Consider the following 15,532-nt stretch of genomic DNA (forward strand, 5'->3'; position numbering starts at 1 on the left):
AATTATGCTATTGATAGAATTCATAATTGGATTTCGGATCAAGACAATGAGGATTATTTACAGGGAGACTTCAGAACAGTAATAACTTAGCTAAATCGTTAAAGTATTGTGACTCGATAGTTTCATGAAGTGGCAAATACGGAATTTGTTCTAGTAGTCTAAAGTTGATACACCTTGGTTGAGAAATGATAATATTAAATCGGAGAGGTTAACTTCGTACAATATATGAACAAATAAATATAAGGAAGTAGGAGGCAAGTCTTTTTCAAAAGAAACAGCAAAATCTATAAGTTATCTTTTAGTAGTCTAGATTATTTGTTTGAAGTGGTGTGCTGTCATGTTTTGATTTAAATAAATTAACATGTAAAGATGAAATATACGAAATGATGTAATCGCATACATGGTATGGTAGAATAATAAAGAATACATAATCTTTAGAGGAACCTATAATGCAAATAGAATTATTTTACGTATATCTGTATTTATGTAATTAATCACTTCTGTTAGTTGTGTATTAGCTGATTCCGGCAATTTTGGATCGGACAATGGTTTGAAATAAAAAGATGAAATATACTTGAGTTCATGGAAGACAGTAAGGATTGAAGCTTGGGACCCGCAATCTAGAAATAGCATCTGGAGTCAAGCAGAAATTTGATTATAAGCAACAGATAGAGCAAGTTTTGAGTATTATCATGTTGGATCGTGGGAAATTGGTAAGATACCTGAGGTTTCCCAACGTTTACGCTTATTGGGTGGGACTTTAAACACCTATGCTATTCTGTGTTATGAATAACCCGTACTTAATAAGTTAATTTAATTGTTAAAAACTACCATAGCACTTTAAAAAAAGAGGGGAATTGCAATGTCATCAAAAATTACGAGAGTCTTTACGTCTGTTTTCATCGTCTTTATAGTAATGTTCTCAATCTTGTTAGTGTCCGCACAACAAGAAACGATGCTTAATGATATTTTTAAATCAGGATCCTATAAGAGTATTTATATACCAGATACTGCAAAAATATCGAGAGATGAGTTTATGAGTATCATCGGTTCTGCCCAAAAAAATCATGTTTATTTTGGAAAATACAGCGAGAAAATTCGCTATGTATCTGTTAATGACTTTAGCACTGACGTCAAAGAATTTTTAGTCGTAAGAATTCCGCCGGGAACATTAAGTTTATCAACTTTTGAAACGAATAAAAATCACGATTTTTATGTCAAACCACTAAACATTGGTTCAAACGAGCAACTTGAATTAACTTTTAAAAAACTTGATGAAAGTATTTTAGACGAAGAAGTCTACGGTTTTCTTGATCTCTATGCAAAAGATCAAGAACAAGCTGAAGTATATATCGAAGAAATTGCTCAGCGAGCGGGGTTAGATGCTGATGAAATTGTTCAGCAAAAAACAATCTCAAGTGATGCTGAGTTTTTTTTCTTGTTTTTGATGGTTGCAATTGTAATTTTTTCGATAAGTAATATGCTCGTAACGATTTTTAGTTTTGTAAAAAGAAACAAAGAAATCGGCGTATATAAATTACTTGGATTGTCTGATTTTTCGGTAGCAAAAAAAGGAATATCTAAATATATTTCGTGGTATATAGTTTTCTCGGTTATTGTAATGTTTATGACATCATTAATTATGAACTATTGGAATATTTACCTAATTAAAATTCAGATTACATATCTATCAGTATATCTACTGGCATCGATTATTTTGATTATTACAGCTTCAACTGTTATTACGCGAAAATATAGCATTGCTTCGCTTACAAAAAACCAAAAAACAACAAATGCGATAATTAGGATTTCGATGGTGTCTAAAGTATTATTTACAATTATACTGGGATATTTTTTACTCAATACGACTAATATGTTAGAATCGCTTGCTGATCAACGCTATAAACTTAGTATTTTTGAAAACTATCGGGACACTTATGCTTTTACAAGTTATGCAAAAAACAGATCAGATATTAATTCTGCAGGCAATAAGCGTGTTCCAAAAGGATATCCAGAATTTAATTATTCAGATTTTTATAAAAAAATCGTCGCGGGTAATAATGGCTACTATGTTGATTTTTCCGCTTATTCTTGCCCTGATGAAACGAACGAACGAAAGTTAGCAAGAAATTGTTATGATGATCAGTATATTTTTGCTCTGGTTAATGATATCTATATAAACGATTATAAATTATTACCGATGGAACAAATTAAAAACGCCCTAAAAAAAGAAAAACGTGTCATATTAATACCGAGAGAGCTACAAGATTCTGAGAACTCGATACTTCAAGACTATAGAGAGTATTTCCAATCAACGAAAACAATCGTAAATGATTTGCAGATGGAATCAATAATCTATGAAGACTCAGATTTTTTCTCAATGAACAGTGAAGTAGTCGGTTCGGATTATCTTATCCATAATCCGATATTAATTGTATTTGATGAGAATACAGTTAAAGGGATTCCCGATTATCAACTCCGATTCTTTGGTTATGGAACGTCAACAGCTGCGCAATTTAGTCTGGACTCGACGGAAACAAAGGAAGCGTGGTATAAGAAGAATGAAGATGTTTTCAAAAAGTTCAATTTAGAGAATAATATTTCTGTTGAACATTTTAACAACACTTCAAATGATCTAAATATAATGATTTCTATTTTGGAATTTTCTTTAAAGATCTATACCGGTATACTGCTTATCTCAATTTTATTAATCAGTTTTGTATCCTTTAATATAACACATACGTATATGAGCGATATTCGAAAAGAAATCTTCGTTAGAAAACTAATAGGGGAATCTGATTTCAATATATTCAAACAATACATTCTTTTGTTATTCTTTACAGATTTACTTGCTGTTGTTATTGTTACTGTTATTTTGCCGGTGTTCTTAAAAACGACCATTAGTTTTAAAGGAATTGGAGTTCTGTTTCTGTTAATTATAATGATTGATGTTATCGTATTTAGTATTGTGAAATCGAAGTTTGTTAGAAATAATTCGAGTAATCAGATAAAGGGGGAATAGATGATGATTCAATTGAAGTCGGTAAGTCGAACATTTGGTAATCGCACGCTGTTTCATGATATTAATGAAAAATTTGTGGTGGGTGAATTGGTTGGGATATCCGGGAAAAGTGGCTCTGGAAAAAGTACACTATTAAATATAATCGGTTTAATTGATTCTGATTATGAAGGAGAATTATTAATTGATTCGATAGCTACTAAAGATATTAGCAAACGTAAAAAAGAGCAATTGGTCCGTGAGAATATCAACTATCTATTTCAAAACTATGCCTTAATTGATAATGAGAGCGTTCGGTATAATCTTGAGTTGGTACTTAAAAAGAAAGATGATAATAAGTTAGACGATGCTTTAAAACAAGTTGGACTCGATAGCGCAATATTAGAAACCCCAATCTATATACTTAGTGGCGGGGAGCAACAGAGAGTCGCATTGGCCCGGTGTATTTTAAAAAAAGGTAATATCGTTCTAGCGGATGAACCAACCGGTAATTTGGATCAAGAAAATGCAGAGATTGTGATGGGAATTCTTTCTGAGTTTACAAAGCAAGGGAAAGTCGTTGTGATTGTTTCTCATAGTAAAGAAATTATGCAATTATGCGATCGAGTTATAGAACTATAATAAGATGAGTAGTCTATTAAGGGCATTCGTAAATCTAGATCTTTAATTCCGAAATAATAGTAGTAATTTTTATATCTAATATTTCGTTGGATAAACCGAACGCCTAATTATGCATGTGGCTTTTCAGGCGGTTGATGTGTCACTTAAAAAGAATCTATCTCGGAAGACAGATTACCAATACACTTATTATTTTTTATTTTGACAAAGTGTCTTGATTATTGACCATGTTATGGTAATATCTGTGTAAGGGCTTTCTAAGTTGAAGCATGATTTTATAAGGTATAAATAATATCGGTAGATGCTTTTTCTATAATCAATGTCGGAGTATTTCTCTGAAAAAAGAATCTACTAAAAACTATTAGATAGTAGCTTTTTATTTTCAATTTCAACATTTATAACGTAACCAATGATCGAATGCATAATGAACAAGTTATCTAATCTTATAGATTCAAATCAAAAGAGCAGAAGGTATGTTTTGACGTAGTCATCGAATTGGCGTACCAGTACCTAGTCATAGTAGAAATGGGTACTCAGGGGATGATTTGATCATAATTCGTACTCCTTGGGTCTATTTGTATAATGTAAGTGCAGTGCTTAAGAACAGAATTATATTCAAATATTGAGTGTAATTTATTATTAATAAAATTATGAGGGGGAATATTATGAATAAAAATAAACAGGCAATGAAACTTGGAGAAATATCATTTGGTGCTGGCTTTTTTGCTTTTGTTGTACTAAGAATCGCACATGTTTTTTATGCTGCTGATCGGGCTATAAGTGGAGACTCATGGAACATATTCTTACAATTTAAAGGACTTACGATGATTAATCTATTATCATATGCATTAATTGTATTTTCGATAATAGCTTTTATTTATTCTTTGCTTAATATTGTTAAAGAATAGACCATATGGATATGAATCAAAAACATCAGATCCAGTCTATCTATTTGGAAGAAATCATTTAGTTTGAATATCTACAGCCCTTTAAATGAGTATAGCTTTGTTAGTGCGGGAAATGACCGCACTTTTTTATAAAAAATAAGTTAGATTCATTATGTAGAAATACTCTGTCTAACACTATGATATTAGACAGTAAATAATATGAAAATACTCTGTTTAAAAATCTTATGTTTGAATGGTAGATTACTTAAATTGGAATAATCCTACATAGATTAAAGTTGATGAAAAACATGTATAATAAAATTAACAGGAGGAATTTGAATGAAAAGGTTCATAATCGTATGGGTACTTGTTTTAGCGTTCATTTCCGGTTGTAGTAAGCAAGACATGCTTAAGACAATGCAAGATGATATTGAGTTAAATGGTATTGAAAGTGTTCGCATAGAGAGACATATCGGTCCAACTGTTTTAGAACGTGAAGTGAATGCTGAAGATATCTCAGAACTCGTAGACGCATTAGATGAATTTGAGGTAGAGAAAATCTCTAAGAGTAAAATGGAAGTTATCTATGGTGGAATGATAGTACTAACAATAAATCTAAAGAGTGGAACTACTAACGAATTTAACAATGTAGGTAATTATTACTTGATCGTGAATAATGAGAATTATGTTATTAAAAATAATAGTTTTAAACCATTTGATAGGTGGGTCGATGCGGTATTGTAGCGATAAACTTTATACTGATTTAATACTTTCGAAAAATTATTGAGAATTATCGAATTAGGTATTACTCGATAAAAGAATATATATGCAAAGTGCGAAATCATTCGCACTTTTTTGTCATTTAAGAGTAAAACGACAATTAAAAAAATTCCGTATCTAATTTAATACTGAGATATAAAATGGATGTATTATATGCAATAGTCTAAATATTTCCTAAATAAAATCGTGTCTTTAATACGAAATAGCGGAGTAAAATAGGGGCTTTTTTTGTGTTATATTTTATGCGTACACAAAAGAATAGGAGGGTGATTATGAGAAAAACGTTTTGTGTATTGGTTTTTTTGATTTTTACTATGGTGTTAGGAAGCATCGTTGATCTATCCGTCCAAGCGAATGAACCTGCTGGACCAACGGACTATAATTGTTATTATTATGGTTTCGACGGTCGTGCAAATAGAAAAAGAGCGATAGTTTCAAGTGTCGTTGATAAAGAGACGTATAGCCCAAGTGGTATTGAATGGGATTATTCGTCTTTAAAAGGACTCAACATGTTTTTTTCGATTCATAATTCTAGAACGGGTAAGGAACAAAGAGAAGTTCTTTTTATGAATCATGACTCGGGTTGTTTTACAATAACAAATACCAATACAAAGAGAGGAACTCAATATGATCTACGGGCTCGCAGACAAAATATATGGGATAGTGGGTATACTCAAGTTTCGGGATCTTGGAGACCGTAAGACTTTAAAATAGGATAGGAATTGTAAGATGCTTTCACGTAACGTAAGAAAAAATAGTGATTATCTACTAATTGTATTACTTTCTACATCTGTATTCTTCATTTCTCTTGAATCAAATAATCACACACTATCAACGCTTTGGGAAGGATTTCAGAATGGTTTTAAGTTTTCGGGAATCGATGCGTTGGAATTCGGTGGAGAAAACAATTGGTGGCCATTTTTCCATCAAAGTGTAGGGTCCTACATTAGTATGATGATCTGGGGCTCGAATTTATTTCAATTATTACTTCCTCTATTTATCACTATTGTTGGGATAAACATCTACCTAAAGAAAAACAATGAGCACTTTTTTGAGTGTTACCGTTTTGATTGTTATTCAAAATTCATACGGAAGAAGATTTTTGAAGAGTCGCTTAAAGTTTCAATTTCAATCTTCTTGGGTTATTTAATTTTCTATATATTCGTCTCATTATTTGGAAGTAAAGTGAGTGCAGCTGATATACAATTTGGTATTCCGGTAAAACTATTCATTGATTGGCTGCCGAAAGATTTCTTTTTAAACCACTGTAGGCTGTATCACTTATTATGGGGAATTTTTGTATTCTTTGTAGTCCCATTAATCTATGGTGTCGCATATGGTTTTGTAGTCCCTTATTTCCCAAATTTGCCTATGGCAACACTAGCATTTACGATGTATTTTATTTCTTTTTCAATCGCAAGTTCATTATTTATCCCTTATAACTCCGTTTTTAGATATATGTTCGATCCATCAGCTGTAATCGTTTCAGGAGCCTATAGTTATCCTAATACACTTATGTATCTATCGTCATTGCTGGTTCCGATTATCTCAGCAGTAGTCTTGTACTTTATAAGTTGTCGTCGCTATGAAGTTTAGAAAAATAAAAAAAATCTTACCTTGTATGATGGTCCTCCCATTACTTACCATCACTTTTATACACTTAGTAAACGTACACCTTGATACGGCACATGGATTCCAAATTTACGATGAGTATAAGGTATATTTTATGAACTCAGCTGCATTCAGCAGAGTCGGACTCTATTTCAAAGACATAATAATTTTGGGGGTATTGAATCTGATTGTGTATTACTTGTTTCTCTATACAGATACCGTAAGTGATCAGGAAACGTCAATTCATATGTTTATGATGTCACGATTTAAAAGTATAACCCGTTATTGGATCTATCTATTTTTAAAATATTTAAAGAACTCCTTCGTGATAATTATGGGTTATGGAGCACTTTTAGTTGCTTTTTCGAACACTCAACACGTTCGTTTCGTTTTGTCTCCTAATAGTTTAGTTGAACTTTTTTTACAGGGCATCAAGATAGCACTCTTGATGGTATTTTTAAAACTACTTTATAATTTTATAAACATAGCAACAAAAAACGGTTCCCGATCAATTCACAAAATATTTACTGTATTTATGTTGTTGTTAGCAGATATAATCATCGGCAAGTATCATTTAATTGTAATGCCTGACACGTATGATATCAATTTACGGTATATCTCAATCTATATATGTTTCATTGTTATGACTTATTTTTTATACTGGGGTCATTCAAAAAAGATTGGAGAATATTATGATTAAGATAAGAAATGTAACGAAGCGATTTAAAAAAATAGAAATTTTCGAAGACGTCTCTTTGGAACTTCCGAAGGGAAAAATTGTAGGACTTGTTGGCGAGAATGGATCTGGAAAAAGCGTCCTAATGAAGATGCTATGCGGCTATTCTAAACCCAACACAGGAACAATCAATGTGTATGGTGAAACATTAGGTGTAAACCGTGATTTTCCAAGGAGTGTTGGTGTTTTAATCAATGATTCGCATTTCATCAAAAACTACACAGGTATGGAAAATCTCGAGTACTTGATAAAAATTCGAAAACAAACGGATAAAAACTTCCTTAACGAATTAATTCAAATCTTCGATATGGAATGCAATGTTCACAAGCGCTATAAGTCTTATTCGTTAGGAATGAAACAAAAGTTACGAATCATTCAAGCGTTCATGGAACAACCAAATCTTGTACTCTTAGATGAACCCTTTAATGCTCTTGATAAAAGGTCAACAATGGTACTCATTGACTTAATAAAAAGATATATTAATAAAGACCGAGTCATTATCTTCACAAGCCATGAGTATCAACATATTGACCATCTTGCAGATACCGTCTTAACAATACAAGATAAAAAAATCATAGTTGATTGTGCATAAGAGCCAATCAATAAAACATTGATAAAAAAACACGCTCATCAAACTGGATGTAGACCAGTCGAATGAACGTGTTTTTTTATATATAATCTTAACCGTACTTAGACTGTTTCGGTTGGAATCAACATTTAGGTAGAAGACTTTCGTCAAGATTCGTTTTAGAATGAATTCAAATACAAAAGACTTTTTAATTTACACGCGTTGAAGTTAGTATCGAAAGTACTTTAAAATCAAGAATAACTTAAAAGTATAATATTATTTCCATTGTTAAGTTTACGGAGAAAAAAACAATGTTGATTTTAATATTTGAATAGTGTTACTGTTTGTATATACTACAAATTGAACATAAAGAGGGGAAATTATGGAGAAGCGTAGAAATTGTTTTTTGAAGATTGTTACTGTTGTACTTGTAGGTGTGATAACCTTTTCAGCCTCACTAACAGATTTATATGCCGCAAGTGGTAAGAAAACTTTATGGGTTCCACTGTATCAGCAAGGGCAAACGTATTGGTGTTGGGCTACGTCAGCTAAGATGGTAGGGGATTACCTTTACGGAAGTAGAGGGTCGATTTCAGATATAGTCTATCAGGTGACAGGCGAGAGGAATACTTCGTCAAAAGGAAGTGTTTCTGAAACGGTCGAGGCTGTTAATTATGCTTCTGCCTATGGAAATCACTATATTTCTAAGTATGGACCTTTGGGTTATTGGAAATATGCTACTTCCATTAATAATGGAAAACCTTACATCATTTTATTTGAATCAGACTTTAAAGAGGGAAGAAGTGGTCATGCGATTGTAGGAAGAGGTTATAAATGGGTCGAAAATAAAAACTCGTCCGATTATCATTATATTGAAGTCAATGATCCTTGGGGAAGAACCGTTTTTGTTGAATACGCTTCATTTGTTGGAGGAAAAGATCATATCTGGAATAAAGCAAATATTGTTTATAGTATCGTAGCGAAGGGGAAATTCTAATTATGAGTAGATTTAAGATAAAGTATTGGAGTATTTTGGGATTCGTCTTAATTGTGACTGCTTCGAGTCATATTTTACCAAAAAACTTAGTTTATGCAGATAGCGATGAGGGTACACAAATAGACGCGATCAGTATAAAAGCTAAGGATAAGGAATCAGTTAATGAGAGTCAAAAGTTTTTTGAATTGTTTATCGATGATCAAAGTCCAAGGAGAAGTAGAAGTCTAGGACAGGATACTTTTATTAGTCCACTAAGTGGAAATATGATAAAGCTGCTTATGTTGGATAATGACATTGTTATTTCTATTTTGGAAAATGAGGACATCAACTTAGATGAGGCTTCGATTGCATTTGAGTCTTTAACAGAAACAAATCAAATTGCAAACTTTCAAGAAGTAGATGGAGAATATATTCTAACAAATTTAGAGATGACAAATAGTGGAACACTTTCTATCGACTTAGACTATGTTGAAAATTATATTAATGATAACAAGCTGGATTCAGAAAAGATTGCGTATGTTAGAACTGGGTTACGTCCTGATTTAGCATTTGTATATTCTACTGAGACGAAAGAAATCATTCCTTTTTATAAAAAAATTGGTGACTTCATTGAGATAGAAGGCGTTACACATGGACAAATATATAAAGTTGAAGAATTGAGAGGTCCATTGCAAAAATATTATGATGAAACATATACTGTGGTTCCTGAAGAAGGCATTACTAAAGGAAGCGAATTATTTGGCGTACCATCTAAAAGTGTTTTTGGTAAAAAAAATTTAAGTGAAAATTTTAGAATTAACAATTCTAAATCTAAATTAGTTAGATCAATCATAATTGCTACACTCTCAATGATTGCTACTGGAATCGGTATTCTATATACTTGTAACAGAAAAAAATGCAAGCGAAAAATGAGTCAAGACTAACTTAGCAGATTCCAATTTTTTGGATCATTTTATGCTTCATAAACTAAAAGACTAACACCTGTTTTAATTAGGCGTTAGTTCTTTTTTTTAGATATTTACTTCTCCAGTATAAGTTGATGTAATCTATTCGAGACACAAGTCTTAGAACTTTTGCTTTATCTTAATAAAATGAAAAGTGCTTGAACAAATAATTCAATTATAATATAACAAATAAGATTCAATTTTGAGATAATACAAAGAAATAATAGACTACTAATCAATTCATTGTTAATTAAGAAAAATCTAGAGTGTAAGCTCCTAGAACACGAATAAAGTAGAGACACTTGAAAGTAAAATGAATTGATATATTATATGCGACAAGTCAATTAAATTCACAAAAAAAGTGTGTGAATAATACGAAATAATGGAGTAAAAAATCGAATTTTTTTATGATATATTTTATGCGTACACAGAAGAAAAGGAGGATGATTATGAGAAGAAAAATTGTGTATCAGGTTTTTGAAGACCTTAGATGAAGTGATGATTGATAGAATGTTACCGAAATTTGTAAGAAAGAACACTGATTACCTTCTTATTGCGTTACTTTCGTCATCTGTATTCTTTATCTCAATTGAAAGCGAATATGGTACTCTTTCAAGACTTTGGGAGGGATACCAAAACGGTTTCCAACTTACGAGTATAGACGCACTCGAGTATGACCCAGAAACAAACTGGTGGACATTGTTCCATCATAGTGTTGGATCTTATATAGGTATGATGATTTGGGGCACAAATTTATTTCAATTATTACTTCCTTTATTTATCACTATTGTTGGGATAAATATCTATCTGAAGAAAAATAATGAGTACTTTTTTGAGCGCTATCGTTATGACCGTCATTCGAAGTTCATGCTTAAAAAAAATATTGGAGAATCACTAAAAGTTTCAGCAGCAATCTTTTTGGGATATTTGCTGTTTTATATATTCACATTTTTTGTGGGAAGTAAAGTTACTGTCGATGACATGCAATTTGGAGTTCCAGTTAAACTTTTTATTGAGTGGCTACCTAAAGATTTCTTTTTAAACCACTGTAGGCTGTATCACTTATTATGGGGAATATTTGTATTCTTTATTGTTCCATTAATTTATGGTGTCGCATATGGTTTTGTAGCCTCTTATCTTCGTAATTTACCAATGGCTTCAATAGCATTTACAATATATTTTATTGCGTTTTCAATTGCAAGTGCATTATTTATCCCCAATGACTCTGTTTTTAGATATATGTTCGATCCATCAGCTGTGATCGTTTCAGGAGCTTATAGTTATCCTAATACACTTATGTATCTATCGTCATTGATGGTCCCGATTATCACAGCAGTAGTTTTGTACTTTATAAGTTGTCGTCGTTATGAAGTTTAGAAAAATAAAACAAATCTTACCTTGTATTATGGTCCTCCCGTTACTGTCCATCATTTTTATACAACTGATTAATGTGTAATTTGATAATTCTCATTGACTCTAAATTTACGAAGAGTGTAGGGTATATCTCATGAATCAAGCTGCTTTCAGCAGAGTCGGACTCTATTTTAAAGATATCATAATTTTGGGGGTATAGAATCTGACTGTATATTATTTGTTTCTCTATACAGATACCGTAAGCGAACAGGAAACGTCAATTCCTGTGTTTATGATATCACGATTTAAAAGTATAATCCGTTATTGGCTCTACCTATTTTTAATATATTTAAAGAACTCCTTCGCCATAATTATGGGGCAAGTATCATTGGATTGTGATGCCTGGCATGTATGACATCAATTTACGGTACATCTCAATCTACATATGTTTCATTGTTATGACTCTTTTTTTATACTGGGGTCATTCAAAAAAGATTGGAGAATATTATGATTAAGATAAGAAATGTATCGAAACGATTTAAAAATTTAGAAATTTTCGAAGACATCTCTTTGGAACTTCCGAAGGGTAAGATTGTAGGACTCGTTGGAGAGAATGGGTCTGGTAAAAGTGTACTCATGAAGATGCTGTGTGGCTATTCTAAACCCACCTCAGGATCAATCAATGTGTATGGTGAAACATTAGGTGTAAACCGTGATTTTCCGAACAGTGTTGGCGTTTTAATTAATGATTCGCATTTCATCAAAAATTACACAGGTATGGAGAATCTCGAGTACTTGATAAATATTCGTAAACAAACGGATAAAACCTTCCTTAACGAATTAATTCAAATTTTCGATATGGAGCGCAATATTCACAAGCGTTATAAGTCTTATTCGTTAGGAATGAAACAAAAGTTAAGAATTATTCAAGCGTTCATGGAACAACCAAATCTCGTACTCTTAGATGAACCCTTTAATGCTCTTGATAAAAGATCAACGATGGTACTCGTAGATTTAATAAAAAGATATATCAATGAAGACCGAATCATTATCTTCACAAGCCATGAGTATCAACATATCGAGCACCTTGCAGATACCGTCTTAACAATACAAGATAAAAATATCATGGTTGATTGTGCATAAGAGCCAATCAATAAAACATTGATAAAAAAAACACGCTCATGCAACTGAAATTATGTCAGTAAAAGAGCGTGTTTTGTATATGTTTGGGTACGTTAAATCTTAGAAATCTACTGAATCAGGATCGAGTGCAACTTTCGCCGTCCCTTTTAACGAGTCGATGAAAGTCATCGTTTCTTGATCTAATTCAAAATCAAATACTTGAAGGTTTTCAATAATTCTACTTGTAGTTACCGATTTTGGTAGAGGTAAGAAACCATGTTGAATCGACCAACGTAGAACAACCTGCGCTACTGTGCGGTTATACTTTTGAGCGATTTCTTGTAGTTCTTTAACCTCGAAGATACTACCTGTTCCAAGGGGGCTGTATGCTTCGGTTAGAATACCATGTGCTTTATTGTATGCTACAAGTTCTTCTTGCATGTCACTTGGACTTAAGTAAATCTGATTCACACTTGGCTTAATCACAGCTGTTTTTAAAAGTGCGTCAAGATGATGTGGGTGGAAATTAGATACCCCAATGCTCTTAACCTTACCGGTACGATAAGCTTCTTCCATTGCTTTCCATGCTTCAGCGTTTGCTTGTTCCCAGGTGTCACGAAGTGGAAGTGGGTTTGGCCAGTGAATAAGGTAGAGATCTACATAATCTAATTGAAGTTTTTTCAATGATAGATCCAAGGCTTCTAAAGCATCTTCGTAAGAGTGAGCATCATTCCAAAGTTTTGTAGTGATGAAAAGTTCTTCACGGGGAATGCCACTTTTAATAATTGCACGACCAACACTTTCTTCGTTACCGTATACGGCAGCAGTATCAATATGACGGTATCCAGCTTCAAGAGCATCGAGTACGGATTGTTCCGCAATCTCGCCATCCGGTGTTTGCCATGTACCAAAACCAATTACAGGAATTTCTAAATCATTATTTAAAGTATATGTATTTTTCATAGGTTCCTCCATGGATAAAGTATATCAGTTTTAGGTCTGATAGCGCATGGATATACATCAAACTAAGATGAAATTAAGATGAACATCTACCTTGGTAATCAATTATGAACTTTATTGAATAAGCATCGATGATGATAAGATGTCGATTGTTTTGAATAGCATAGGAGTGGGTATGGTATAATATTAATAAGAAAATTGAAAGCGAGAATTACATGAACGGAAAAAATCGTAAAGATATAACAATAGGTGCCCATGTTAATGTTGTGTTGAAACAAGACCAACGTACAGGAAAGCTTACAGAAGGGTATGTAGACCGTATTCTTACAAACAGTTCACATCATCCACATGGCATTAAAGTAATGTTGGCTGACGGACAAGTGGGACGCGTCCAAGAAATTTTAGAAGACTAAAAGGATTTCATTTTGAAATCTTTTTTTATTCTTTAGATTCGATGGATAATGGTCGGATTATTTTGGTTTGGTATGATATGATGAGTTTAAGAAGATAATGATTTAATCATATCCATCGGATAATCGATGTGAGTCGGGGAGTGTCATGAGGTTTAAGATAATTAACCTCTTGACTTGAAGCGAAACTTTCAATTCGAATAAATTAATGTCGTATGAATCGATATTGATGGATAATGGGAGTGGGGAGAACATGAAAAAACTTATAAAGATTTTTGGGGTAGGAATCATCGTAACGATTATTGCTCTAGTGGGTGATCGTTTTTTAAGTCAACGTAAAATTGATCAACTCGAGACACAAAATATTACACGGATCAGTACACGATACTTTGATGATGTTGTTGAGATTAAAAAATCTGATCCTAACTTTCAAAAAGTAATTGAACTTACTTCCAAAATAAAACTCGAACGTCGACATCGTTTTTTTGTGATTTATGGAATGCCGATAACGGTTACTTTTTATGATGGAGATGATGTTGTCGTTGAACTCTCACCAAACTATAATTTGATGGATGTAGACAATAAGATGTATCATACAAAATTATCGAGTTTTGATGAGTTGGAAACCTTGAGATCGCTCTTGGGTGTATATTATGGTTTTGATCAGTAAATTTAGATTTTAATATTTCTATAACTGAAAATTAGGAGGTAGATGCTGTGATTATATACCGATATGTTAATTTTGAAACGCTCAATGAATTTGAACTTGAAGCACTCATTAATCTATCCATAGAGTGGGATCAGGAACAATGCAGTACGGCTTACAGTGCCAATACGAAAGATTATTATAAGGATAAAGAATTATTTTTGGCTACGGATGAAACAAAGATAATTGGTTATGCATTAGGAACAATTAAGACATTATCACAAGCGACATCCTACAACCAAGTTGGTGAGCAGGCTTTCGAACTGGATGAATTGTTTGTCTCGAAACCCTATCGAAATCAAAAGGTTGGACAAGGATTGTTTAAGTTTATGGAAGAGCGTGTAGCTTCACATGTGGATTTGATTGGGGTGCATCAGATTACCAAAAATTATTAAGTTTATATGTTGAAGATCTCGGTATGGATTTTAAACATGCTCTAATTATCAAACGAACACGATGAGCATATCTTAAGCAGAACGAAATAAAAAACTCACAGACTTGTGAGTTTTTTATTTGTCCTTACACTTATTTGTATCAAAAGTATCGCGGTTTTGGAAATAGATTGAATACCGTAGAGATTGAAACTATTACAAAATAACGCTACAAATAGCATTGGAAAATGTATTTACGTGGTGTGATGTTAAATCACACACTATTATCAGTTTAATATTCTACATTAAATAATTAATGTATTTGGTAAGGGTAGGGGGAGATATAATGCTCGGATTGTTGAATAAATAAGAGAAGTTTAAACTGGAATTGTAGATTGTTTCAAGCCTTGCTCATTTAAGATCGCTTGGCGCAGCAAAAAAATAAAATTA

Annotated in this window: 15 protein-coding genes; 14 read left to right on the forward strand and 1 reads right to left on the reverse strand. The window is 32.5% G+C overall.

The genetic code is table 11. The features are described 5' to 3' along the window. Positions 1-862 precede the first annotated feature (862 nt). The 11 genes from NMG63_RS03815 (at position 863) to NMG63_RS03865 (ending at position 12,656) form a co-directional block, all read left to right on the forward strand. Complete coding sequence (locus tag NMG63_RS03815) at positions 863-3,022, forward strand: bacteriocin-associated integral membrane family protein (protein WP_254006392.1); 2,160 nt, start codon at positions 863-865, stop codon at positions 3,020-3,022. A 3-nt stretch (positions 3,023-3,025) separates the two neighbouring features. Beyond that, positions 3,026-3,640 carry an ATP-binding cassette domain-containing protein gene (locus NMG63_RS03820; RefSeq protein ID WP_254007568.1) on the forward strand — a complete coding sequence of 205 codons (615 nt, stop codon included), beginning with the start codon at positions 3,026-3,028 and terminating at the stop codon, positions 3,638-3,640. 662 nt (positions 3,641-4,302) lie between these two features. Then, positions 4,303-4,545, forward strand: a complete 243-nt coding sequence (locus NMG63_RS03825; RefSeq protein ID WP_254006394.1) for a hypothetical protein — start codon at positions 4,303-4,305, stop codon at positions 4,543-4,545. A 318-nt stretch (positions 4,546-4,863) separates the two neighbouring features. Beyond that, a complete protein-coding gene (locus tag NMG63_RS03830) occupies positions 4,864-5,268 on the forward strand; it encodes a hypothetical protein (protein WP_254006395.1) in 405 nt (134 codons plus the stop codon). Positions 5,269-5,576: 308 nt separating this feature from the next. Further along, positions 5,577-6,005: a hypothetical protein gene (locus NMG63_RS03835; protein WP_161636567.1), complete on the forward strand. Its 429-nt coding sequence runs from the start codon at positions 5,577-5,579 to the stop codon at positions 6,003-6,005. Between the two features lie 28 nt (positions 6,006-6,033). Next, positions 6,034-6,900, forward strand: a complete 867-nt coding sequence (locus tag NMG63_RS03840; protein WP_254006396.1) for a hypothetical protein — start codon at positions 6,034-6,036, stop codon at positions 6,898-6,900. A gap of 707 nt (positions 6,901-7,607) precedes the next feature. Then, complete coding sequence (locus NMG63_RS03845; protein ID WP_254006397.1) at positions 7,608-8,243, forward strand: ABC transporter ATP-binding protein; 636 nt, start codon at positions 7,608-7,610, stop codon at positions 8,241-8,243. A gap of 358 nt (positions 8,244-8,601) precedes the next feature. Continuing rightward, entirely contained in the window at positions 8,602-9,216 is a 615-nt protein-coding gene (locus NMG63_RS03850; RefSeq protein WP_254006398.1) for a C39 family peptidase, read from the forward strand. A gap of 2 nt (positions 9,217-9,218) precedes the next feature. Then, on the forward strand, positions 9,219-10,139 hold the full coding sequence (locus tag NMG63_RS03855) for a hypothetical protein (protein WP_254006399.1): 921 nt from the start codon (positions 9,219-9,221) through the stop codon (positions 10,137-10,139). 519 nt (positions 10,140-10,658) lie between these two features. Continuing rightward, the gene (locus NMG63_RS03860; RefSeq protein WP_254006400.1) at positions 10,659-11,537 is read left to right on the forward strand and encodes a hypothetical protein; all 879 of its coding nucleotides are present in this window, start codon (positions 10,659-10,661) and stop codon (positions 11,535-11,537) included. A gap of 483 nt (positions 11,538-12,020) precedes the next feature. Continuing rightward, positions 12,021-12,656 (forward strand): ABC transporter ATP-binding protein, encoded by a 636-nt coding sequence (locus NMG63_RS03865; protein WP_062810464.1) that lies wholly within the window; start codon positions 12,021-12,023, stop codon positions 12,654-12,656. Positions 12,657-12,755: 99 nt separating this feature from the next. Here NMG63_RS03865 and NMG63_RS03870 read toward each other — a convergent pair whose 3' ends face one another. Further along, positions 12,756-13,598, reverse strand: a complete 843-nt coding sequence (locus NMG63_RS03870) for an aldo/keto reductase (RefSeq protein WP_013852874.1) — start codon at positions 13,596-13,598, stop codon at positions 12,756-12,758. Between the two features lie 212 nt (positions 13,599-13,810). Between NMG63_RS03870 and NMG63_RS03875 the strand changes: the two genes are divergently transcribed. The 3 genes from NMG63_RS03875 (at position 13,811) to NMG63_RS03885 (ending at position 15,106) form a co-directional block, all read left to right on the forward strand. Next, positions 13,811-14,008 (forward strand): YwbE family protein, encoded by a 198-nt coding sequence (locus tag NMG63_RS03875; protein ID WP_003773387.1) that lies wholly within the window; start codon positions 13,811-13,813, stop codon positions 14,006-14,008. Between the two features lie 250 nt (positions 14,009-14,258). Continuing rightward, entirely contained in the window at positions 14,259-14,675 is a 417-nt protein-coding gene (locus NMG63_RS03880; RefSeq protein ID WP_013852875.1) for a hypothetical protein, read from the forward strand. Positions 14,676-14,722: 47 nt separating this feature from the next. After that, positions 14,723-15,106, forward strand: a complete 384-nt coding sequence (locus NMG63_RS03885) for a GNAT family N-acetyltransferase (RefSeq protein WP_238000297.1) — start codon at positions 14,723-14,725, stop codon at positions 15,104-15,106. Positions 15,107-15,532: the final 426 nt, after the last annotated feature.

It is taken from the genome of Erysipelothrix amsterdamensis (genome assembly GCF_940143175.1).
Classification (GTDB): domain Bacteria; phylum Bacillota_I; class Bacilli_A; order Erysipelotrichales; family Erysipelotrichaceae; genus Erysipelothrix; species Erysipelothrix amsterdamensis.

Bases quoted from the DNA above. Each gene is read 5' to 3' on its own strand.
- NMG63_RS03815 (WP_254006392.1), top strand. From the start codon at position 863: ATGTCATCAAAAATTACGAGAGTCTTTACGTCTGTTTTCATCGTCTTT.
- NMG63_RS03820 (WP_254007568.1), top strand. From the start codon at position 3,026: ATGATTCAATTGAAGTCGGTAAGTCGAACATTTGGTAATCGCACGCTG.
- NMG63_RS03825 (WP_254006394.1), top strand. From the start codon at position 4,303: ATGAATAAAAATAAACAGGCAATGAAACTTGGAGAAATATCATTTGGT.
- NMG63_RS03830 (WP_254006395.1), top strand. From the start codon at position 4,864: ATGAAAAGGTTCATAATCGTATGGGTACTTGTTTTAGCGTTCATTTCC.
- NMG63_RS03835 (WP_161636567.1), top strand. From the start codon at position 5,577: ATGAGAAAAACGTTTTGTGTATTGGTTTTTTTGATTTTTACTATGGTG.
- NMG63_RS03840 (WP_254006396.1), top strand. From the start codon at position 6,034: ATGCTTTCACGTAACGTAAGAAAAAATAGTGATTATCTACTAATTGTA.
- NMG63_RS03845 (WP_254006397.1), top strand. From the start codon at position 7,608: ATGATTAAGATAAGAAATGTAACGAAGCGATTTAAAAAAATAGAAATT.
- NMG63_RS03850 (WP_254006398.1), top strand. From the start codon at position 8,602: ATGGAGAAGCGTAGAAATTGTTTTTTGAAGATTGTTACTGTTGTACTT.
- NMG63_RS03855 (WP_254006399.1), top strand. From the start codon at position 9,219: ATGAGTAGATTTAAGATAAAGTATTGGAGTATTTTGGGATTCGTCTTA.
- NMG63_RS03860 (WP_254006400.1), top strand. From the start codon at position 10,659: ATGATTGATAGAATGTTACCGAAATTTGTAAGAAAGAACACTGATTAC.
- NMG63_RS03865 (WP_062810464.1), top strand. From the start codon at position 12,021: ATGATTAAGATAAGAAATGTATCGAAACGATTTAAAAATTTAGAAATT.
- NMG63_RS03870 (WP_013852874.1), bottom strand. From the start codon at position 13,598: ATGAAAAATACATATACTTTAAATAATGATTTAGAAATTCCTGTAATT.
- NMG63_RS03875 (WP_003773387.1), top strand. From the start codon at position 13,811: ATGAACGGAAAAAATCGTAAAGATATAACAATAGGTGCCCATGTTAAT.
- NMG63_RS03880 (WP_013852875.1), top strand. From the start codon at position 14,259: ATGAAAAAACTTATAAAGATTTTTGGGGTAGGAATCATCGTAACGATT.